The organism is Salsipaludibacter albus (assembly GCF_019798055.1).
GTDB classification, from domain to species: domain Bacteria; phylum Actinomycetota; class Nitriliruptoria; order Nitriliruptorales; family Nitriliruptoraceae; genus Salsipaludibacter; species Salsipaludibacter albus.
In genome coordinates, this window is sequence record NZ_JAHOPH010000011.1 from 1 (window position 1) to 20,506 (window position 20,506).

The following is a 20,506-nucleotide window of genomic DNA, read 5'->3' on the forward strand; positions in this document are numbered from 1 at the left end:
CTCCGGCGCCGGACCCGGAGCCCGAACCGGCGGCAGCCGCCCCGGACCCGGTCGGCGCCGAGCCCGCCTCGCCGCACGAGGCCCCGGCCGCGGAGGTCGACCAGGATGCCCCCGACGAGGCCCCCGACGAGGTCCGGGACGAGGACGAGGACCCGATCGACCAGGTCGCCCGTGAACAGGCCCGCCTGTCCGCGTCGTTGCAGCAACTGGCCGATGACGTCTGGTCGCGGGGCAACGACTGAGGACCTCCGCCGTGCCGACGCGTCGCGGTGGCTGCCACCGCACCCGCCATCCCCGTGGCCGGCGGATCGCGCTGCTGGTGCTCGCCCTGGCCATGGTGCTGGCCGCCTGTGGTGACGACCGCGCGGTCGCGTGGCGCGACCTGGACGTCTTCCTCCCCGAGGGCTGGGTGGTGATCAACGCCTACGAGGGAGCCCTGTACGTCGCCGACGGCTCGCCGGGGGGCGAGGCCGGTGACCCCGGCGACCAGGAGGTCGGTGTCCAGTTCACGATCGAACCCGGCACCACGGCCGACGACTGGCGCACCTTCGTCGAGGAGCAGGACGGAACCCTGGAGCGTGACGAGGCCGTCACGGTCGACGACCTGCCGGCGACCCTGCTGGAGTTCTCCTTCGACGGCTCGACCGGGCCCCCACCGACCCGCGAGCAGATCGTCGTCGTCCCGTCCCGGTCGCTGGTGGTGTTGTCCCAGGCGGTGCCCGTCCAGGGCCAGCAGGACGGACCCGAGGTCTTCGACGCCCATGTCGCCGAGTTCGACGCGCTGCGCGACTCGATCGACTTCGGCGCGCCAGAGGACTACGTGGAGTGACCGGGCCGGGGGCCGTTCGACCATTCCCGGGCCAGGGCCCCGACTGCGGCCTGCAGTAGCCTGACGACCGGTATTCCCGTCCCGGGCGCGCTCGTGTCGCCCGCCCCGAACCACAGCAAGGTCCTCACCATGAAGGTTGCAGTCATCGGAGTCGGCCACGTCGGGCTGGTGACCGCCGCGGCACTCGCCGAATGGGGTCATGACGTCGTCGGCATGGACGACGACGCCGAGAAGATCAAGACCCTCGAGGCAGGTGAGGTCCCCTTCCACGAGCCCGGCCTGCTCGAGCTGATCGAGCGCAACGTCGATGCCGGTCGCCTGGTCTTCACGTCGGAGGCCCGCGAGGCCATCGCCGACCAGGAGGTCATCTTCGTCTGCGTCGGCACGCCGTCGCTGCCCGGTGGCGGCCCGAACCTGTCCTACGTGGAGCGGGTCGGCCGGATGGTCGCCGCCGACGCCACCGACGACGTCGTGCTGGTCGAGAAGTCGACCGTCCCGGCCAACACCGGCCAGCGGCTGGGGCAGATCATCACCCACGAGCAGCAGCGTCACGGCCAGCGGGTGCAGATCTCGGTGGCGTCCAACCCGGAGTTCCTCCGCGAGGGCACCGCCGTCGAGGACACCCTGCACCCCGACCGGGTCGTGTACGGCGTCAGCGACGACCTCGCCCTGGAGCGGCTGCGTGGGGTGTACGCCCACGTCGTCGAGCAGGACGGCTGCCCCGTCGTCGAGACCGACGTGCCGACGGCCGAGCTGATCAAGCACGCCTCCAACGGCTTCCTCGCCACCCGGATCTCGTTCATGAACCAGGTCGCGCGGATCTGCGAGCGCGTCGGCGCCGACGTCGACGTCGTCGCCGAGGGCATGGGCCACGACGCCCGCATCGGGCCGCACTTCCTGCGTGCCGGGATCGGCTACGGCGGGTCCTGCTTCCCCAAGGACGTCGACGCCTTCATCCACCTCGCCCGCCACGTGGGCGAGGACTTCGGGATCCTCGAGCACGTCCGCGAGGTCAACGGCTCGATGCTGGACCTCGTCGTCACCAAGCTCCGCACCGAGTTGTGGCACCTCGACCAGAAGGTCGTCACGATCCTGGGGGCGGCCTTCAAGCCCGGCACCGACGACCTGCGCGAGGCGCCGGCGATGCACCTGGCCCGTCGCCTGATGGCCGAGGGTGCGACCGTGCGGATGTACGACCCGGTCGCGCTCGACGGGGTCGCCCGGGAGCTGCCGGAGGTCGAGCGCTTCGACGACGTCCGCGCCGCCCTGACCGATGCCCACGCCGCCGTCGTGGCGACCGAGTGGGACGAGGTCACGGCACTCACCGCGGCCGACTTCCGGGAGTTGCTCGACTACCCGATCGTCATCGACGGGCGCAACGTCTACGAGCCCGCGTCGATGCGTGACGCCGGCCTCCACTACCACGGCATCGGCCGGTAGGCGAAGCTCAGCCGACGCGGCCCCGGCCGGCGTCATCGGCCGACTGGTAGCGCTGGATGACCTCGTCGGGCGCGCCCACCTCGACCACGCGACCCGCGGCCAGCCACAGCACGCGGTCCGACAGGTCGCGCACGCTGTTCATGCTGTGGCTGACCAGCACGATGGTGCGGCCCTCTCCCAGCAGCGTGCGCATGCGGTCGGCGGCCTTCTCGCGGAAGTCGGCGTCGCCGGCGGACAGGGCCTCGTCGATCAGCAGGATGTCGGGGTCCATCGCGGTTGACACGGCGAACGCCAGGCGTCCCCGCATGCCCGACGAGTAGGTCCGCAGCGGCATGTCGATGAAGTCGCCCACGCCCGAGAAGTCGATGATGTCGTCGGCACGCTCGTCGATCTCGCGCCGCGACAGGCCGGCCGCGAGGCCACCGACCAGGATGTTCTCGCGCCCCGACAGCTTGTTGTTGAAGCCCACGCCCAGGGCGAGCAGCGTGGAGACCTGGCCGGCCACCTCGACCCGCCCCTCGTCCGGGGGGAGGATGCCGGCGATGCCCCGCAGCATCGTGGACTTTCCCGCGCCGTTGTGCCCGACGATGCCCAGCACCTCGCCGCGGGAGACGTCGAAGCTGACGCCGCGGACCGCGTGGACGATCTTGACCATGCTGGTGTCCGGGTCGTCGCGGTGCCGTCCGATCCGGTTGATCCGGCCACGCAGGGTCTGGCGCTTGTCCAGCACGCTGCGATAGCTGATGTGGAGGTCACGGACGCGGATGGCGACGTCCTCGTCACGGATCGGTCGGCCGTCGTCGGGGGCGCCGGGGCTGGCTGCGGCGGCCTCCGCCTCGGGTGGGACCTCGGCGTCGGGGCCGCGTTCGGAGCGTGGCTCGTCGGACCCGGCGTCGTGCGACGACGCGTCGGGCCCGGCCTGCGTGGTGGTGGCGTCGAGGTCAGACACGGAAGGCGAACTCCCGCTCGCGCGTGAGGAAGAACCAGCCGCCGATGACGACGGCCAGGACAGCCCACAGCACCATCGTCCACACGTCGGTGAAGGAGGGCAGGCGGCCCAGGGTCAGGGCGTTCCATGCCTGCAGGAACCCGGTCATCGGGTTGAGGTAGACGAGCCGGCTCGCCAGCTCCAGCGTGGACTCGGGGATGTTGCCGTCCGCGACGCTGCCACCACCGTTGAGCACCTTGGCGACCAGCTCGACGATCTCGTCGTAGGTCAACAGGACGGGTGACAGGTACATCCAGATCCGGAGGGCGTAGGGCAGGAACGACGACGTGTCCCGGAAGTAGACCGTGGCGGTGGCCGACAGCATCGCCATGCCGAACGCGAACACCGCCAGGACGGCCCAGAGCGCGGGCAGCAGCAGCATCGTCCAGTACAGCCCGTAGCCGGCGGCGAAGTGGAACGCGAGGTAGACGAGGAAGGTCGGCAGGTAGTTGAAGGTCGCCGCCATGGTGGTGGCCAGTGGCAGGATCGCACGGGGGAACGCGGTGTTCAGCAGCAGTGCCCCGCCGGCGACGACCGACGTGGAGCCGGTCCCCATGGCGTCCCGGACGTAGAAGAACAGGAACAGCCCACCCAGCAGGTGGACGAGGTACTGCATGTCGCTGTCCCCGCCCCGCAGGACGGTGATCATCAGGAAGTAGACCAGGCCGAGCAGCAGCGGGTTGATGACGTGCCAGAGCTGGCCGAACACGGTGTCGGCGTTGCTGGCCTTGAGGTTGGAGCGCGCCATGTGCAGCGCGAGCCGTCGTCGGAACCACATGTCGCGGACGTACGGACCGACCGGCGGCAGGCGACCGTCGTTGGCGACGTGGACCGTCACGTCGTGGTCGGGCCCACCGATGGTGGGCGTGGTGGACGACATCGTGGACTGCCTGCGGAGATCGGGACGTGTCGGCGGATGGCGACGACACGGGACCTCGGAAGTCTATCGGCGGCCCGATCGCGATCCGAAGAGGCACGGTGGTCCGAAGAAGGGGGCCGGGGCGCTCCCCGCGCGATCCGCGACGACCCGGAACCGTCGCCCCGGCACGCGGGCCAGAAGACGACCGCTGGTAGGTTGCGCGCCGTCCGCTGCCCACGTCGACGAGGATGGTGATGGCCGCCGACCAGCGTGCCGTCCTGGGCTGGGCGCCCCCGCGCACCGACGGCGTCCCGGTCCTGTTCATGTCGTCCAACGGCGTCGGGATGGGCCACCTCACCCGGTTGCTGGCCATCGCGCTGCGGGCCGAGCCGGACGTCGCCCCGGTGGTGCTGTCGCTGTCGCGTGCCGCCGGGGTCGTGGAGGACTTCGGGCTGCCGTGGGAGCACCTCGCGTCACACACCCACCCGGGCATGTCCGGGGCCACGTGGGCGGACCTCCTCCGTGACCACGTGGTGGACACGATCGACCGGTGGGGCGTCCAGGCCGTGGTGTTCGACGGGGTCGCCCCGTACGTGGGCCTGCGCGCCGCCCTGGACCGGCGTCCGGAGGTGCACCGCGTGTGGGTCCGACGTGGCCTGTGGCTGCCCGGCGCCGTCGCGGACCGCCCGCGGGTGGACTGGTTCGACCTGGTGGTCGAGCCGGGCGAGCTGGCGCCGGTCGACCCGGGCGAGGACGACACACTGCAGGTGGCCCCGGTGACGCTGGTGGACCGCGACCAGCTGGCCTCGCGTGACGTCGCCCGACGCGAGCTCGGCCTGCCCGAGGAGGCCCAGGTGCTCCTCGTGGCCCTGGGCTCCGGTGCGCTGACCGACGTCGCCACCCCGATGCGGGCGGTGCTGGAGGGCCTGTCCCGTGACCACTGGGTCGTCGCCCGGCCACGCTCGCCCCTGCCGGGCGCGATGGTGCCCGACGACCTCGACGTGCGGACCTTCGAGGCCTATCCGATGGCCCGGCTGCTTCCGGCCTTCGACGCCGCGATCGCCGCGTCGGGCTACAACGCGTTCCACGAGCTGGTCGCGGCCCGGGTCCCGACCCTGTTCCTGCCCCAGCCACGCGCGACCGACGACCAGGCCCGGCGCGCGTCCCAGGCCGCGCGGGCCGGACTCGGGCTGGTCGCCACCGACGTCGACGAGGTCGCCGACGCGACCGCGCGCCTGGTGGACCCGGAGACACGCGCCGCCCTGGCCGAGCGCCTGGGTGCGCACCAGGTGGTCAACGGCGCCGTTGCGGCCGCGGCGGCGATCCGCACGCTGGTGACGTCGTGAGGCTGGCCCGGATCCGCCGCGCACTCGGCCCACTGGCGCCGGTGGTCGCCGGCTGGGTGCGCCGGGTCCAGGCGTCCGTGGCCAGTCGGCGTCGTCACGCGCTGGTCGTCGTGGCGACCGACCAGCCGCACGTCGACCGGGCGGCGGTGCTGGGCGCCGAGCTCGGTGACGTCACCGGGTTCTGGCTCACGTCGACCGACGACGTCGCCGAGCTGTCCCGGTTGGGCTGGTTCGTGGTCCGCCTCGAGCCGGGCTCGTGGACCGACGACGAGGTCGCCACCAGGCTCGCCTCGATCGGGACGGCCCTGGTCCTCGACGAGGTCATCGACCTGCGGTGACCGGGACGGTCCCCGACGAGGTGGTGGCGTCGCCCGTGCTGGCGCTGCCCGAGTCCGCGCCTCCGCGCAGGAACCCCAGCCCCCAGGCGTGGTGCATGGTCGCGAAGGCCACCGGGAGACGCAGGGCGACCTCGCGGGGCAGGTCCTGGCGCACGGCCTCGATCGCGCTCGCCGCCAGCGTGGCGCCCAGGTACGCCAGCGGGACCGCCAGCGCCCGGGGTCGACGGATCCCCACGGCCAGTCCGGCGAGGTTGGCCGCCACGGCCACGGGGGGGACGACCTGGCGCCAGCGCAGGCTGGCGCGGTCGCGATCGGCCACCAGGCGTTTCCAGCGGCCGTACTGGAAGTACTGCTCGGCCAGCGCCGCCACCGTGCGGCGGGGCCGGTAGACCACCTCGAGGTCCGGGTGGAACCACACCTCCCAGCCCGCACGACGCAGCCGGATGTTCAGCTCGTAGTCCTGGTTGCGCAACAGCGACTCGTCGAACCCCCCGACCTCCGCGAGGGCCTCGCGACGGAAGACCCCCAGGTACACCGTGTCGACCGGCCCCGGGGGCCCGCCGTAGTGGAAGCGCGCGTCCCCGGTCCCGAACTTCGAGCCCATCGCGGCCGCGACGGCACGCTGGAACGGCTCGGCGCCGACCGCTCGCTGGACCCCGCCGACGTTGCCGGCCCCGGTCTCGTGGAGCAGCTCGACCGCCCGACGCAGGTAGCCGGGCGCGAGCTCGGCGTGGGCGTCGACCCGGGCCACCACCGCACCGGTGGACGCCTCGATCGCGCGGTTGAGGCCGGCCGGTGTCGACCCGTCCACGTTGTCGACGACCCGCACCCGCGGGTCGTCGTCGCACACCTGGCGGGCGACGCGCCTCGTGTGGTCGGTCGACGGTCCGACCGCGACGACCACCTCGAGTCGGCCGGGATAGTCCTGGGCAGTGACCGCGGCCAGGGCCGCGGGCAGGTGCAGGGCCTCGTCCACCGCCGGCATCACGACCGACAGGTCGGGCCAGGTGTCCATCCGTCCTCCGGTGCGGGGGGTGTGTCGCGCCAACCGAACCATGCCACGGACGCCGGTGCAATCCGGGCCGACGGTGCGGCGCACGCGGTCGTGAACGGTGGGAAGCGCTCGTCGTGCTCGCTACCGTTGGGCGCGGCACCTTCGTCCGCGAGGATCCGTCGTGGCCCCGTCCGAACCAGGCTCCCGTCCGCCGGGGTCGTCGCACCCCGGCCCGGCAGCGACTGCCCGGGTCGCCACGCCGACCCATCCCGTGGACGCCACGGCGACCGGGACCACCACCCCGACAGCCGCCGGGCGTGCCGTCCCGGTCGAGGATGGACCGGGGGGTGGGCTGGGGGAGCCACCACCCGACGGACCTCGACCGTCGCTGCTCGGACGGCTGAACGCCCGCGGGTTCCGCCTGGTCCAGATCGCCGACACCGGCCTGGTGACCGCCCTGCTGGTCGTGCCCATGGTGGTCTCCTTCGGCTGGAACTGGCCGGACTACCCGATGTGGCAGTACGCGGTCTCGTTCACGATCATCATCGCGACCTTCGTCGCCAGCTTCTACTTCGGCGGGCTGTACGAGCGCGAGCCCCGGCTCGGGCGACCACCGGTCATGCCGTGGGCGTTCCGGCAGTCGCTGGCGGCCGGTGCCCTGATCGCGCTGGCCAACCTGGTCGTGACGGGGGCCCTCGAACTGTTCGGCACGGACACGCCGCGGGCCCTGCCGATCCCGACCACGCGCCTGATCGTGCTGATCGTGGGCAGCCCGATCGCCGTCGCGTTCGTGCGCTGGGCGGCGGCACGGCACCGCACCCGACGGGAGGGCCCGCCCCGGGTGATGCTGCTGGGGACCGAGCGCGAGATCGAGGTCGCCCGGCGCCACCTCGACCGGGCCGAGGCGACCGTCGTCGCGACCGCGACCAGCGTGGCGGACCTCGCCCACCTGGTCGACGTGTCGGACACCACCAACCTGGTGCTCCTGTCGGCCGACTGGGCCGCGAGCCTCTACCCGGACGTCGTCGACCAGCTCGAGCGTCGCAACGTCTCGGTCCTGCAGCGGGTCACCGCGGCCGAGACGCTCTACGGCTTGCAGCGGGTGCGCCAGGTCGGCGGGCTGCCGTTCGTCCTGCTGCGACCCCACGTCATGCCGGGCTCCCGCGCACGCCTGAAGCGACTGACCGACGTGGTCCTGCTGGCCCTGGGCGCCGTGGCCTGGGTCCCGCTGATGGCCCTGGTCGCGCTGTACCAGCTGGCCGTTGCTGGCCGCCCGCTGCTGTTCTGGCAGGTCCGCGTCGGCGCCGGTGGCGAGCCGTTCCGGATGGTGAAGTTCCGCACGATGACGGTCGACGCCGAGGAGGACGGCAGTCCACAGTTGGCCGCGCAGAACGATCCCCGGATCATCCCGGCCTGTGCCTGGGTGCGGGCGACCCGCATGGACGAGCTGCCCCAGCTGTTCAACATCCTGCGTGGCGAGATGTCGCTGGTCGGTCCACGTCCCGAGCGGCCCGAGCTGACCCAGGAGTTCTCGGACGCGATCCGGGGGTACGCGCGGCGCCACGAGGTGCCGCCGGGCCTGACCGGGCTGGCCCAGATCCACGGGCACTACCACACCGACCCGGAGTACAAGCTGGGCTACGACCTGCAGTACGTCGCGAACTGGTCGCCCATGCTCGACCTGGAGATCCTCGTCCGCACGGTCTGGGTCGTCCTCGCGCGCCGGATCTAGCCACGACAGGAGGACGCCCGCCGACCCCATCGAGCGTGACCGAACGGTGCGGACTGTTGCACTGATCCATCACGCTCGGCGGGACGGGAGCGACGGGTCAGGAGTCCGACGGTCGCGCGCCGGGAAGACCCATCTCGTGGAGGATGGCCGCGACCTCGTCGTCGGCCAACCCGTGGTCGACCAGGGCGGCGACCATCCGGGGGCCCAGCAGGGGCGTCGCGCACCGGGGGCAGAAGTTGGCCTGGTCCCAGCCCTCGGGCAGTTCGAGCCCGCACGCGGGACACCCGTCGACCGGGCGCCGCTCGTCGACCCCGGCGTCCGCCAGGGCGTCGGCGTAGCCGCGGGCGTAGTCCCACGGGACGTAGTCCGAGGGGTTGGGGTCGAAGGCCGGCTCGTGCACCGGGGTCTCGCCGGTCTCGAGCAGCAGGCGCAGGTTCTCGCGCAGCAGCTCCCACGGGTAGTAGTGCTCCACCTCGCAGTCCCGGCAGTACACGCTGACGCCGCGGTAGCCGTCGGCCCGGAAGGTCGCCTCGAACTGGTCGAGGTCGACGAGGTCCTGCTCGACCAGCGCCGACTCGTGGGCGTCCAGCGGCAGCGGGTCACCGTGGAGGTCGAAGTCGAAGTCGTCGGGGAGGTCCGGTCCGAGGTCGTCCCCGAGGTCGTCGAGGTCGTCGTCGCCCGCCCCGTCGTCCGCGGGATCGCGGGGACGGTCGGGGTCGGGCTGGTCGTCATCCGGTCCGGACGCGTCGTCGGGGCGCTCGGCCACCGCAGGCTCCTCGTTGGTGGAGGCCCCAGTGTGGCACGTCGTGGCACCCCGTGGGGCGCCGGTCCCGCCGGCCGGGGAGGACGGACTTCCACCCCGGCCGTCGGGCGGTCCGCGCCGTGCCACGCCCGGCGCGGGGGTCCTACGCTGCCGGGCACCCGAGCAAACGGCGCAGGACGTGGCAGACATCGACATCGGTGGGGGACGGACCGCCCGGGCGGCGGTGGACCTCGACGACCTCTCCCTGGTACCGACGCGGCGCACCCGCGATCGGGACATGGTGGACCTGTCGTGGGATCTCGACGCCTACCAGCTCGACCTGCCCCTGATGAGCGCGCCACTGGATGCCGTGACGGCACCGGACACCGCCGCGGCGATCGCCCGACTGGGTGGGCTCGGGGTGCTCAACCTCGAGGGCCTGTGGACCCGCTACGACGATCCGGTCGAGGTGCTCGAGGAGATCGCCGAGCTCCAGCCGGGGCCCGAGGCCACCGCGCGACTCCAGCAGCTCTACGACCACCCGGTCCGTGAGGACCTGATCGGACGGCGGGTCGAGCAGCTGTCGGAGCAGGGCATCGCGGCCGGATCGCTCACGCCCCAGAAGGTCGGTCGCTACCACGACGCGGCCCTGGAGGCCGGGCTGGAACTGCTCGTCGTCCAGGGGGTCGCCGTCACCGCCCAGCACGTCAGCGGTGAGGAGGCCGACCCGCTGGACCTGCGCGAGTTCACCGCCCGCTACGACATCCCGGTCGTGGTCGGGGGCGTCGCCTCGGCCAAGTCCGCATCGCACCTGATGCGCACCGGCGCCGTGGGGATCCTCGTCGGCATGGGCCGGTCGAGCGTGTCCACGACCGACGCGGCGCTGGGGATCGGGATCCCGCGCGCGACCGCGATCGCCGAGGTCGCGGCCGTGCGCAACCGCTACCTGATGGACTCGGGTCGCTACGTGCAGGTGATCGCCTCGGGTGGACTGCGCACCGGTGGTGACGTCGCCAAGGCCATCGCCTGCGGGGCGGACGCGGTGATGGTCGGTCGTGCCCTGGCGGCCGCCGAGGAGGCCCCCGGCCGTGGGGCCTACTGGGGCCTGTCCGCCGCCCACCACGAGCTGCCACGGGGGCGCTTCGAACGGGTCGAGACCCTCGGCACGCTGGAGCAGCTGCTGACCGGGCCGGCCCACCGCGACGACGGCACGGTCAACCTGTTCGGCGGACTCCGCCGGGCGATGGCCGTGTGTGGCACCTCGACCCGCCGGGACCTCCAGCGGGTCGCCCTGGCGGTGCGGGCGTGAGCGACGCCGTCGCGCCCGACCCCCCGGCTGCCCCGCCGGATCCGGTGGCGCCCGACACCGTCGACGACCACCTGGTCGACCCCATGACGCCCGACGACGTGCCCACCGTGCTGGTCGTGGACTTCGGTGCCCAGTACGCGCAGCTGATCGCGCGACGGGTCCGCGAGGCCAACGTGCACTCCGAGATCGTGCCCGCGTCGATCACCGCCGACGAGGTGCGCCGACGTGGTGCGGCCGCGCTGATCCTGTCCGGCGGCCCCGCGAGCGTGTATGCCGAGGGCGCCCCCAGCATGGACCCGGGCCTGCTCGACCTCGGCGTGCCGACCCTGGGCATCTGCTACGGCCAGCAGCTGATGGTGCAACTGCTCGGTGGCACCGTGGCCCACTCCGACGTCGCCGAGTACGGCCACACCGAACTGAACCGGACCGCCACGGACGCCGACGGACTGCTCGCCGACACGGCCGCGTCCCAGTCGGTGTGGATGTCGCACCGGGATGCCGTCACCGAGGCCCCCGACGGGTTCGTCGTCACCGCACGCACCTCGGCGGCCCCGTGCGCCGTCATCGAGGACGACCAGCGTCGGCTCTACGGGGTGCAGTACCACCCGGAGGTGTCCCACACGGCCCACGGCCAGCAGGTGCTGGAGGCGTTCCTGTACCGGGGCGCCGGCCTGGCCCCGGACTGGAACCCCACCAACATCATCGACGAGCTGGTCGGGCGGATCCGGACCCAGGTCGGGGACCGTCCGGTGCTGTGCGGCCTGTCCGGCGGCGTCGACTCGTCGGTGGCGGCTGCGCTGGTGCACCGGGCCGTCGGCGACCAGCTGACCTGCGTGTTCGTCGACCACGGCCTGATGCGCCACGACGAGGGCCGCCAGGTCGAGGCGACGTTCCGGGACCACTTCCACGTCGACCTGGTCCACGTGCGCGCCGAGGAGCGGTTCCTGGCGAAGCTGGCGGGCGTGACCGACCCCGAGACCAAGCGCAAGATCATCGGCGAGGCGTTCATCCGCGAGTTCGAGACGGCCGCCCGGGACATCTACGCCGACTCGCCCGGGACGAAGTTCCTGGTGCAGGGGACGCTGTACCCGGACGTGATCGAGTCGGGCGGATCGGACTCGGCCTCGACGATCAAGAGCCACCACAACGTGGGCGGGCTGCCCGACGACCTCGATTTCGACCTGGTCGAGCCGTTGCGGGACCTGTTCAAGGACGAGGTGCGGGCGCTGGGCGCCGAGCTGGGACTGCCCGACGAGATGGTGCAGCGCCAGCCCTTCCCGGGACCGGGCCTGGGCGTGCGGATCGTCGGCGAGGTGACCCGCGAGCGGCTCGACCTCGTCCGCGCCGCCGACCGCATCGCGCTGGAGGAGTTCGCCGCCGCCGGCCTCGAGCGGGAGCTGTGGCAGTCCTACGCCGCCCTGCTCGCCGTGCGATCGGTCGGCGTGCAGGGCGACGGGCGCACCTACGGCCACCCCATCGTGATCCGGGCGGTGACCTCCGAGGACGCGATGACCGCCGACTGGGCACGGCTGCCCCACGAGGTGCTGGCACGGATCTCGTCGCGGATCACCAACGAGGTGGTCGGGGTGAACCGGGTCGTCTACGACATCACGTCCAAGCCTCCCGGCACGATCGAGTGGGAGTGACGGCGCGACCGCGTGCTGGTCGTGCCGGCGACGCTGTCGTCGGCTACGAGGCGCGGGTGTCGTCGAGCAGCTGGAGCAGGTCGTGGGCGGCGAGCTCGATCGCCTTGTGGTCCCACTGGGCGGCGCGGTATCGGCAGGCGATGAGTCCCATCCGGTGCACGCGACGGAAGTCACCGCACACGAAGGCGTAGCGAGCCTTGGTCCGGTCGGTCGCCCCGACCGTCAGTCCGAGGTGCCACGCGGCATAGTCGTCCCAGTCGTGGCCCTCGAGGTAGGCGTTCTCGTCGTCGGCGCTGGGCTGGACGTCGCCCCACTCGCTGCGCAGCACGTACTGGTGGGCGGCGATCAGCCTGCGGGCGTGGTCGACGCCTGCCGTGTGCACCTCGTAGTCGGCCATGGACGCTCCGGCGTCGGGGTGCCCCATCGTGCAGCCGCCTCCCGTCGGGCGGAAGGGTCCGAACGGCCGTCGTCGCCACCGCCCGAACCGGCCGCCCGGGTCGACGGGTAGGTTCCACCGCGCCCGCCAGGACGGGCCTGCCACCATCGACCGAGGGCCGACATGACCACCGAGCCGACCCGGACCTCCTCGACGGGGCCGTCGCCCCAGGAGGCCGGGGTCGACCCGGTCCTCCTGGCCCACGACATCGACCTGCCGTCGGCGTTCCGGTGGGGGGCCGCGACGTCGAGCCACCAGATCGAGGGCGCCCACGACGTGGACGGCCGCACGCCGTCCATCTGGGACACCTTCGCGGCGACCCCGGGGCGCGTGCGCAACGGCGACACCGCGCAGGTGGCCGTCGACCACTACCACCGCTGGGAGGAGGACCTGGACCTGCTCGCGTGGCTGGGCGTCGACGAGTACCGGTTCTCGATCGCCTGGTCGCGGGTCCTGCCGGACGGCTCGGGTCGGCCCAACCAGGCCGGGCTGGACTTCTACCGTCGACTGGTGGACGGACTGCACGAGCGTGGCATCGAGCCCAACGTCACCCTGTACCACTGGGACCTGCCCCAGTGGCTCCAGGATCGAGGTGGCTGGGCCGCCCGCGAGACCGTCGACGCCTTCGTGCACTACGCCGCGACGGTGGCGCAGGCCCTGGGAACCGTCGTGACGTGGGCCACGCTCAACGAGCCGTGGTGCGCCGCCTTCCTCGGCCACCGAGCCGGCGTGCACGCCCCCGGCCACACCGACCAGGCCGAGGCCGTGGCGGCGTGCCACCACCTCCTGCTCGCACACGGACGGGCCGTCGGGACACTGCGCGACGTGGCGGCCCACGCGCGCGACGACGCGGCACGGCTGGGCATCGTGCTCAACCTGGCGCCCGTGCGCACGAGCGGCACGCGTCCCGAGGACCTGGAGGCGGTGCGCGTCGTGGACGGCGGCCGCAACCGCGCCTGGCTCGGACCGCTGTTCCGGGGCGCCTACCCCGACGACGTCCTGGCCGACTGGTCCGCGGTCGCGGACCTGTCGGTGGTGCAGGACGGCGACCTCGACGAGATCGCCACGCCGATCGACTGGCTGGGCCTCAACTACTACAACCCGATCTGGGTCCGCGCCGGTGACGGGTCGAGTCCCGAGCCGGGCGCCGACGGGGTCGTGGAGGACGTGCCTGCCGACGCGGAGACCACCGCCATGGGCTGGCCGATCGACGCCTCGGGCCTGGTCGACGTCGTGCGGCGGGTCGTCGACGACCATGCGAAGGTGCCCCTGGTGGTCACCGAGAACGGCGGTGCGTTCCCGGACCGTCAGCGGTCGGGCGGGCTCGCCGATGGTGCCGTGGACGACGCCCCGGGCGGGGGGATGGTCCAGGACGAGGATCGGATCCGCTACCTGCAGGCACACCTGCAGGCGATCGCGGGGCTGGTCGCCGACGGTGTCGACCTGCGCGGCTACCACGTCTGGTCCCTGCTGGACAACTTCGAGTGGGCCGAGGGCTACGACTTCCGGTTCGGCATCGTGGAGGTGGACGACGAGCTCGTGCGCATCCCCAAGGCCAGCGCGCACTGGTACCGGCACGTGCTGGCGGACCACGCCCGCCGCGGGCACGGCGACGACTGAGTCGGGCCCGCACCCCCGGGTCGGACGTGGCGAGTCAGGGGGTGGGTGGGGGAGACCCTGAGGGCGTCCGGGTGCGGACCCGTCACCATGGGCTCCACGAGGCAGGACGAAAGGAATCACCGTGAGCACCTGCCCCAACTGTGGATCCGAGTACGCCGACGGCGCGAGCTGCGTGGTCTGCGGCCACCCCGGCGACGACCCGTCCGAGGTCGCCGAGCCGAGCGCCGACACGACGGACACGCGGGTGGAGGCGGCCGTGACGGGCGCCGACACGGCGATCCCGGGCGCTGCGACCGGGACGACGACGGCACCGCCGCCGCCCGACGCGCCAGCACCGCCCCCGTCGGCACCGACCGGTCCGGGGACGGCGCTGCAGCCACCGTCACCCGACGCGCTGCCGGTCACCGAGAGCGAGCGCAACTGGGGCATGGTCGCCCACCTGTCCAGCCTGGTCGCCGCCGGGATCGGCGGGATGGGCTTCCTCGGCCCGCTGATCGTCTGGCTCGTCAAGAAGGACGACAGCCGCTTCGTGCGCCACCATGCCGTCGAGGCACTCAACTTCAACCTGTCGCTGCTCCTGTACACGCTCCTCATGGTCATGGTCGGGCTGACCATCGTCGGGCTGGTCGTCGCCATCCCCGCCGCGGTCATCGGCCTGGTGCTGTGGTTCGTCGCCTCGATCGTCGCGGCCGTCAAGGCCCAGCGCGGCGAGGCCTACCGCTACCCACTCACCATCCGGTTGGTCCGCGAGTAGGTCGTCCACACGCGGGGCGAACCGGCGGCGGACGCGTCACGGCCCGCCGATAGCCTCCGGTGGAGGAAATCCCACCATCGGAAAACCTCGCCACCGTGACCGACATCGACGCCGCCATCGCCCGCGCTCGCGCCCGCAGCGAGGGCCTGGCCGAGCATGCCCGCGAGACCGCACGTGACGCCCTCGACGGCCTCAACCCCGAGCAGCACGAGGCGGTGACCACCACGGAGGGGCCGGTGCTGGTGATCGCCGGTGCCGGCTCGGGCAAGACCCGTGTCCTGACCCATCGGATCGCCCACCTCGTGGACACCGGGGTCAGCCCGTTCGCGATCCTGGCCATCACCTTCACCAACAAGGCCGCCGGCGAGATGGCCGAGCGCGTGTCGGGCCAGCTCGGCACCAGGCTGGGCGACCGGATGTGGGTCACGACCTTCCACAAGGCCGCCGTGCGGATCCTGCGACGCGAGCTGGGTCGACTGGGCTACAAGTCGTCGTTCACCATCTACGACGCCCAGGACTCCCGCCGGCTGGTCAAGCGGATCCTCAAGGACCAGGGGGTCGACGACCGCAAGGTGTCGCCGCGCACCGTCCAGTACGCGATCAGCGCGGCCAAGGACGAGCTGGTCGACTTCGAGACCTACCGCGACACGGCCGGGCCGTGGCCCGAGCCGATCATCGCCGACGTCTACCGCGACTACCAGCAGCAGCTGCTGGCCAACAACGCGCTGGACTTCGACGACCTGATCATGAAGACCGTCGAGGTGTTCCAGATCTTCCCGGAGGTGCTGGCGCACTGGCAGCAGCGGTTCAGGTACCTGCTGGTCGACGAGTACCAGGACACCAACCGTGCCCAGTACCACCTGGTCAACCTGCTGGCCAGCGACCACCGCAACCTGATGGTCGTCGGCGATCCCGACCAGAGTGTCTACAAGTTCCGCGGGGCGACGATCCGCAACATCAACGACTTCACGACGGACTACCCCGACGCGGCCGTCATCCCGCTGACCCGCAACTACCGGTCGACCCAGACCATCCTCGACGCGGCCAACGCCGTGATCCGCAACAACCCGGACCGCCAGGACAAGCAGCTGTGGACCGACCGCGGCGCCGGTGCCCCGGTGACGCTGTACCACGCGACCGACGAGCACGACGAGGCGGCGTGGATCTCCGAGCGGATCGAGCACCTGCGTGCCACGACCGACCTGGGGTTCGACGACATGGCGGTCTTCTACCGGACCAACGCCCAGTCGCGTGTCCTGGAGGACATCTTCATGCGGGTGGGCACGCCCCACCAGGTGATCGGCGGGGTCCGCTTCTACGAGCGACGCGAGATCAAGGACGTCCTGGCCTACGCCCGGCTGCTGGTGAACCCGGCTGACGACGAGGCGGCCCGGCGGGTCGTCAACGTCCCCAAGCGTGGGGTCGGTGACAAGACCGAGGACGCGATCGCGGACCATGCCGTCGTGACGGGGACGTCGTTCCTGGACGCGGCCCGGGCCGCGGGCGACATCACGACCCTGGGCCCGCGGGCCGTGTCCGCCGTCGGGGAGTTCACCGGGGTGCTGGACGAGCTCGCCGGACTGGCCGACGACGAGGACGTGTCCGTCGCCGACCTGGTCGAGGCCCTGTGGGACCGCACCGGCTACATGGAGGACCTGCTCGAGGGCAACAGCATCGAGGGCCTGACCCGCGAGGAGAACCTGCGCGAGCTGCAGGGCGTGGCCCGCGAGTTCGAGGCCCGCGGTGGCGAGGGCCTGGGCGACTTCCTCGAGTCGGTCTCGCTGGTGTCCGAGCAGGACCAGCTCGATGAGGAGGCCGAGGAGGCCGAGGAGCTCGGCCGGGTCACCCTCATGACGTTGCACAACGCCAAGGGGTTGGAGTACCCGGTCGTCTTCCTGGTCGGGCTCGAGGACGGCGTGTTCCCACACGTGCGCTCGATGGACGACCCCGAGGAGCTGGCCGAGGAACGCCGGCTGGCCTACGTCGGCATCACGCGCGCCGAGCAGCACCTGTTCCTGACCCACGCCGACCGCCGGATGCTCTGGGGTGGCTCGTCCTACAACCCGCCCTCGCGCTTCCTCGACGAGATCCCCACGACGCTGCTGACCCACGAGTCCGCGACCGGGACCACCTCGGCCGCCACGCGGGTCCGCGACCGCGAGGTGCTGGAGTTCGCCGGGGTCGAGTTCGCCGTCGGGGACCTCGTCGTGCACACCAAGTACGGCGACGGCGTGATCCAGGCGCTGTCGGGCAGCGGCGAGGACGCCGAGGCCACCGTCGACTTCGCCGATGTCGGGCGAAAGCAGCTGCTGCTGGCCTACGCCCCGCTGGTGCGCGTCTGACGGTCCGGGTTCCGCCGTCGCCGGGGCGACCGGTTCGTCAGTGGGGTGTGGTCGCGGCTCAGCGACAGCCCGGCGTCTCGGGCTCGGGCGCCGGGCGGGGCCCCGGGCTGGTCGCGGTCGGGTCGACGTACGCGACGCCGTCGTGGACCACCACCGGATGGCTCGCCAGCGACGCGACACCGAACCCCCGTCCGGTCGCGGCGTGCCACGTCGCCGGCGTGCCGGCGACCATGCCCTCCACCCGCCGCGTCCCTTCGCACCAGGCCAGCTCGTGGTCGGACAGGCCGGCGAACGCCACGGCGGGGCCGCCCCCGATGACCAGCAGGGCGTCGAGGTCGTCCAGCGCGGTGGCCCCGTCCACCTGGTCGATCGCCACCGTGGCGACGAACGGTGCGCCCGGAGGGCCGGCACGGGTCAGGAACAGCACCCCTGCCACGACGACCACCAGGCCCGCCACGATCGCGCCGATCACCCACTGGAGCCCGAGGGGGGCCCGCAGGACGATCTTGCGCGCACGAGCCGATGCCTTGGACGGCAGGTAGCCGGACGGCCCGTAGGCCGGGGGCTCCTCGGGGGGCTCGTCACGGGGGTCGGGCGGGTCGGTGGTCATGGTCGGCGACGGTAGCGGTGGCCGGCGCAGGCACGGCGTGCGTGACCATCGCGGCACGGCCGCTCCGCTGGACTAGGCTGCGCGCCCATGACCGGACACGAGGACCGCACCCTGACGCGCCGCGAGCTCGTGGCCGTCATCCTGCTGTCGGTCACCGCCATCCTCACGGCATGGTCGGGCTTCGAGTCCAGCAAGTGGAGCGGCGAGATGTCGATCGCCTTCTCGCGCGCCTCGACCCAGCGGATCGAGGCCGCCCGCGACATGGGGGAGGCCAACGCGGCCCGCCAGTTCGACCTCACCATCTTCAGCGCGTACGTGCAGGCACGGGGCGCCGGCGAGGATGACGTGGTCGCGTTCATCGAGGACCGCTTCACGGACCACTTCCGGGTCGCGTACGACGCATGGCTGGAACTGGACCCGCTCGAGAACCCGGATGCCCCGGCCGGCCCGTTCGCGATGCCGGAGTACCGAGTTCCGGGCGAGGCAGACGCGGCGAGTGCGGACGACCGGGCGGACGCGCTGTTCGCGACGGCCCTGGAGAACAACGCCCGCGGCGACCGCTACACCCTCCTGACCGTGCTCTTCGCGCTCGTGCTGTTCTTCGCAGCCGTGTCCGGGCGGCTCGACTCGCACGTGGCTGGCTGGGTCGTGCTCGGACTCGCGGGCGCGTTGCTGCTCACCGGCATCGGGTTCCTGATCTCGTTCCCCGTGATCATCTGACCCGGCACCGTCGGTCCCGGATCCGTCGCGGACGCGGTCGGACGGGACGATCGGGGCCCGATCGGGCCCGGACGGCGGACTACGCTGGGAGGTCGCGGCCCACGACGACGTGGTCCGGGTCGTCGACAGGAGTGCAGACATGGCGATCCGGATCATCGTGGCCAAGCCGGGACTGGACGGGCACGACCGTGGCGCGAAGGTCGTGGCCCGGGCGCTGCGCGATGCCGGCTGCGAAGTCATCTACACCGGCCTGCACCAGACCCCGTCCCAGATCGTCGCCGCGGCGATCCAGGAGGACGCCCAGGCGATCGGCCTGTCGATCCACTCCGGGGCGCACATGACGTTGTTCCCCAAGGTGGTCGACCTGCTCGCCGACGAGGGTGCCTCCGACATCGTCGTGTTCGGCGGCGGGATCGTCCCCGACGCCGACATCCCGTTGCTCAAGGAGCAGGGTGTCGCCGAGATCTTCACGCCGGGCACGCCCATGAAGACGATCACCGACTGGGTGCTGGACACCATCCCCGAGTCGGCCAGGGCCTGACCCACGTCCGCGGCGCGTCGTCGCCCACCTCGCCACGCCATCCTCGAACTTCGTCACCACAAGGACACCTGCATGGACCTCGTCGAGTACCAGGGAAAGCAACTGTTCGGTCGCAACGGCGTTGCCGTCCCACCGCCGGGCCGGGTCTGCACCACGGTCGACGAGGTCGCCGCCGCGGCCGAGGAGCTCGGGCCGGTGACGGTCGTGAAGTCCCAGGTCAAGACCGGCGGACGTGGCAAGGCGGGTGGCGTGAAGGTCGCCCCGACCCCCGCGGAGGCCGTCGCGGCGGCCGAGTCGATCTTCGGGCTGGACATCAAGGGCCACACGGTCAACGTGATCTACGTCGAGCCGGCCAGCGACATCGCCGAGGAGTACTACCTGTCGATCATGCACGACCGGGTCGGCAAGGGCTACCTCGTCATCGCCTCGCGCGAGGGTGGCGTCGACATCGAGGAGGTCAACCGCACCGACCCGGACGCGGTGGTCAAGCAGCCGCTGCTGCCCTCCGAGACCGCCGACGGACTGCCGGTCGACACGGCACGCGACATCATCACGCGGGCCAACTTCCCGGCCGAGGTCGTGGACGCGGCTGCCGACCTGCTCGTGGCACTGTTCGGGGCGATGGTCGCCGAGGACGCCACGCTGGTCGAGATCAACCCGCTGGTGCGCACCACCGACGACCGGGTGATCGCCCTGGACAGCAAGGTCACCCTCGACGCCAACGCAGCGTTCCGCCACGACGGCTACGCCGAGTGGGAGGTCGAGGGTCTCGAGGCCAGCGACCCACTGGAGGCCAAGGCCAAGGAGGAGGGCATCCAGTACGTCAAGCTGGACGGCTCCGTCGGCGTGCTCGGCAACGGCGCCGGGCTGGTCATGGCGACCCTGGACGTGGTGGCCCAGGCCGGTGGCAAGGCGGCCGACTTCCTGGACATCGGCGGGGGCGCCTCGGCCGACGTCATGGCCGAGTCGCTGGCGCTCGTCCTGTCGGACCCCCAGGTGAAGTCGGTCTTCGTCAACGTCTTCGGCGGGATCACGCGTGGCGAGGACGTCGCCAACGGGATCCTCGAGGCGTGCGATCGCCTGGGGGAGTTCCCGCAGAAGCTGGTCGTGCGACTGGACGGCACCAACGCCGAGCAGGGCCGTGCCATCCTCACCGAGGCCGCACACCCCAGCGTGGTCTCCGCGGCCACCATGTCCGAGGCCGCCGAGAAGGCCGTCGAGCTGGCCGGCGCCTGATCCGGCGCACGCGCCCCCAACCTC

General features: G+C 72.2%; 19 protein-coding genes and 1 pseudogene. 14 read left to right on the top strand and 6 right to left on the bottom strand.

Features of this window, described 5'->3' with window-relative positions; all coding sequences use genetic code 11:
• The 3 genes and pseudogenes from KR546_RS08475 to KR546_RS08485 all read left to right on the top strand — a co-directional run.
• Positions 1-242, top strand: a pseudogene (locus KR546_RS08475) (hypothetical protein); the annotation flags it as partial.
• 11 nt (positions 243-253) lie between these two features.
• The gene (locus tag KR546_RS08480; protein ID WP_238444276.1) at positions 254-829 is read left to right on the top strand and encodes a hypothetical protein; all 576 of its coding nucleotides are present in this window, start codon (positions 254-256) and stop codon (positions 827-829) included.
• A gap of 129 nt (positions 830-958) precedes the next feature.
• Positions 959-2,269: a UDP-glucose dehydrogenase family protein gene (locus KR546_RS08485; RefSeq protein WP_238444277.1), complete on the top strand. Its 1,311-nt coding sequence runs from the start codon at positions 959-961 to the stop codon at positions 2,267-2,269.
• 7 nt (positions 2,270-2,276) lie between these two features.
• Here KR546_RS08485 and KR546_RS08490 read toward each other — a convergent pair whose 3' ends face one another.
• Both KR546_RS08490 and KR546_RS08495 read right to left on the bottom strand, forming a co-directional pair.
• Positions 2,277-3,218, bottom strand: a complete 942-nt coding sequence (locus KR546_RS08490; RefSeq protein WP_238444278.1) for an ABC transporter ATP-binding protein — start codon at positions 3,216-3,218, stop codon at positions 2,277-2,279.
• Positions 3,211-4,137: an ABC transporter permease gene (locus KR546_RS08495; RefSeq protein ID WP_238444279.1), complete on the bottom strand. Its 927-nt coding sequence runs from the start codon at positions 4,135-4,137 to the stop codon at positions 3,211-3,213. Before KR546_RS08495 ends, KR546_RS08490 begins: the two co-directional genes overlap by 8 nt.
• Before the next feature lie 233 nt (positions 4,138-4,370).
• Here KR546_RS08495 and KR546_RS08500 point away from each other — a divergent pair, with 233 nt between their 5' ends.
• Together KR546_RS08500 and KR546_RS08505 are read left to right on the top strand one after the other, a co-directional pair.
• Entirely contained in the window at positions 4,371-5,462 is a 1,092-nt protein-coding gene (locus KR546_RS08500; protein ID WP_238444280.1) for a UDP-N-acetylglucosamine--LPS N-acetylglucosamine transferase, read from the top strand.
• The gene (locus KR546_RS08505; RefSeq protein WP_238444281.1) at positions 5,459-5,800 is read left to right on the top strand and encodes a hypothetical protein; all 342 of its coding nucleotides are present in this window, start codon (positions 5,459-5,461) and stop codon (positions 5,798-5,800) included. The genes KR546_RS08500 and KR546_RS08505 overlap by 4 nt, the downstream gene beginning before the upstream one ends.
• On the opposite strand, the gene KR546_RS08510 is transcribed toward KR546_RS08505, so the two are convergent.
• A complete protein-coding gene (locus tag KR546_RS08510) occupies positions 5,784-6,815 on the bottom strand; it encodes a glycosyltransferase family 2 protein (protein ID WP_238444282.1) in 1,032 nt (343 codons plus the stop codon). The two genes, KR546_RS08505 and KR546_RS08510, sit on opposite strands and share 17 nt — an antisense overlap.
• Before the next feature lie 160 nt (positions 6,816-6,975).
• Between KR546_RS08510 and KR546_RS08515 the strand changes: the two genes are divergently transcribed.
• On the top strand, positions 6,976-8,526 hold the full coding sequence (locus tag KR546_RS08515; RefSeq protein WP_238444283.1) for an exopolysaccharide biosynthesis polyprenyl glycosylphosphotransferase: 1,551 nt from the start codon (positions 6,976-6,978) through the stop codon (positions 8,524-8,526).
• A gap of 97 nt (positions 8,527-8,623) precedes the next feature.
• Here KR546_RS08515 and KR546_RS08520 read toward each other — a convergent pair whose 3' ends face one another.
• Positions 8,624-9,292: a DUF5319 family protein gene (locus tag KR546_RS08520; protein WP_238444284.1), complete on the bottom strand. Its 669-nt coding sequence runs from the start codon at positions 9,290-9,292 to the stop codon at positions 8,624-8,626.
• Between the two features lie 175 nt (positions 9,293-9,467).
• Between KR546_RS08520 and KR546_RS08525 the strand changes: the two genes are divergently transcribed.
• Both KR546_RS08525 and guaA read left to right on the top strand, forming a co-directional pair.
• Positions 9,468-10,577: a GuaB3 family IMP dehydrogenase-related protein gene (locus KR546_RS08525; protein WP_238444285.1), complete on the top strand. Its 1,110-nt coding sequence runs from the start codon at positions 9,468-9,470 to the stop codon at positions 10,575-10,577.
• A gap of 83 nt (positions 10,578-10,660) precedes the next feature.
• The gene (gene guaA / locus KR546_RS08530; protein ID WP_238444384.1) at positions 10,661-12,223 is read left to right on the top strand and encodes a glutamine-hydrolyzing GMP synthase; all 1,563 of its coding nucleotides are present in this window, start codon (positions 10,661-10,663) and stop codon (positions 12,221-12,223) included.
• A gap of 43 nt (positions 12,224-12,266) precedes the next feature.
• On the opposite strand, the gene KR546_RS08535 is transcribed toward guaA, so the two are convergent.
• The gene (locus KR546_RS08535; RefSeq protein ID WP_238444286.1) at positions 12,267-12,620 is read right to left on the bottom strand and encodes a hypothetical protein; all 354 of its coding nucleotides are present in this window, start codon (positions 12,618-12,620) and stop codon (positions 12,267-12,269) included.
• A 162-nt stretch (positions 12,621-12,782) separates the two neighbouring features.
• Between KR546_RS08535 and KR546_RS08540 the strand changes: the two genes are divergently transcribed.
• The 3 genes from KR546_RS08540 to KR546_RS08550 all read left to right on the top strand — a co-directional run bounded on the left by KR546_RS08540 (position 12,783) and on the right by KR546_RS08550 (position 17,375).
• Positions 12,783-14,279, top strand: a complete 1,497-nt coding sequence (locus tag KR546_RS08540) for a GH1 family beta-glucosidase (RefSeq protein WP_238444287.1) — start codon at positions 12,783-12,785, stop codon at positions 14,277-14,279.
• A 121-nt stretch (positions 14,280-14,400) separates the two neighbouring features.
• Positions 14,401-15,033, top strand: a complete 633-nt coding sequence (locus KR546_RS19660) for a DUF4870 domain-containing protein (protein ID WP_238444288.1) — start codon at positions 14,401-14,403, stop codon at positions 15,031-15,033.
• 95 nt (positions 15,034-15,128) lie between these two features.
• Positions 15,129-17,375: a UvrD-helicase domain-containing protein gene (locus tag KR546_RS08550; RefSeq protein WP_238444289.1), complete on the top strand. Its 2,247-nt coding sequence runs from the start codon at positions 15,129-15,131 to the stop codon at positions 17,373-17,375.
• A 58-nt stretch (positions 17,376-17,433) separates the two neighbouring features.
• On the opposite strand, the gene KR546_RS08555 is transcribed toward KR546_RS08550, so the two are convergent.
• A complete protein-coding gene (locus tag KR546_RS08555) occupies positions 17,434-17,985 on the bottom strand; it encodes a hypothetical protein (protein ID WP_238444290.1) in 552 nt (183 codons plus the stop codon).
• 87 nt (positions 17,986-18,072) lie between these two features.
• Between KR546_RS08555 and KR546_RS08560 the strand changes: the two genes are divergently transcribed.
• The 3 genes from KR546_RS08560 to sucC all read left to right on the top strand — a co-directional run bounded on the left by KR546_RS08560 (position 18,073) and on the right by sucC (position 20,482).
• Positions 18,073-18,705, top strand: coding sequence for a hypothetical protein (locus KR546_RS08560; protein ID WP_238444291.1), 633 nt, complete (start codon positions 18,073-18,075; stop codon positions 18,703-18,705).
• Between the two features lie 139 nt (positions 18,706-18,844).
• The gene (locus KR546_RS08565) at positions 18,845-19,246 is read left to right on the top strand and encodes a cobalamin B12-binding domain-containing protein (protein WP_238444292.1); all 402 of its coding nucleotides are present in this window, start codon (positions 18,845-18,847) and stop codon (positions 19,244-19,246) included.
• Between the two features lie 72 nt (positions 19,247-19,318).
• Positions 19,319-20,482, top strand: coding sequence for an ADP-forming succinate--CoA ligase subunit beta (sucC, locus tag KR546_RS08570; protein WP_238444293.1), 1,164 nt, complete (start codon positions 19,319-19,321; stop codon positions 20,480-20,482).
• Positions 20,483-20,506: the final 24 nt, after the last annotated feature.

Bases quoted from the DNA above. Each gene is read 5' to 3' on its own strand.
- KR546_RS08535 (WP_238444286.1), bottom strand. From the start codon at position 12,620: ATGGCCGACTACGAGGTGCACACGGCAGGCGTCGACCACGCCCGCAGG.
- KR546_RS08495 (WP_238444279.1), bottom strand. From the start codon at position 4,137: ATGTCGTCCACCACGCCCACCATCGGTGGGCCCGACCACGACGTGACG.
- KR546_RS08500 (WP_238444280.1), top strand. From the start codon at position 4,371: ATGGCCGCCGACCAGCGTGCCGTCCTGGGCTGGGCGCCCCCGCGCACC.
- KR546_RS08565 (WP_238444292.1), top strand. From the start codon at position 18,845: ATGGCGATCCGGATCATCGTGGCCAAGCCGGGACTGGACGGGCACGAC.
- sucC (WP_238444293.1), top strand. From the start codon at position 19,319: ATGGACCTCGTCGAGTACCAGGGAAAGCAACTGTTCGGTCGCAACGGC.
- KR546_RS08540 (WP_238444287.1), top strand. From the start codon at position 12,783: ATGACCACCGAGCCGACCCGGACCTCCTCGACGGGGCCGTCGCCCCAG.
- KR546_RS08485 (WP_238444277.1), top strand. From the start codon at position 959: ATGAAGGTTGCAGTCATCGGAGTCGGCCACGTCGGGCTGGTGACCGCC.
- KR546_RS08510 (WP_238444282.1), bottom strand. From the start codon at position 6,815: ATGGACACCTGGCCCGACCTGTCGGTCGTGATGCCGGCGGTGGACGAG.
- guaA (WP_238444384.1), top strand. From the start codon at position 10,661: ATGACGCCCGACGACGTGCCCACCGTGCTGGTCGTGGACTTCGGTGCC.
- KR546_RS08555 (WP_238444290.1), bottom strand. From the start codon at position 17,985: ATGACCACCGACCCGCCCGACCCCCGTGACGAGCCCCCCGAGGAGCCC.
- KR546_RS08560 (WP_238444291.1), top strand. From the start codon at position 18,073: ATGACCGGACACGAGGACCGCACCCTGACGCGCCGCGAGCTCGTGGCC.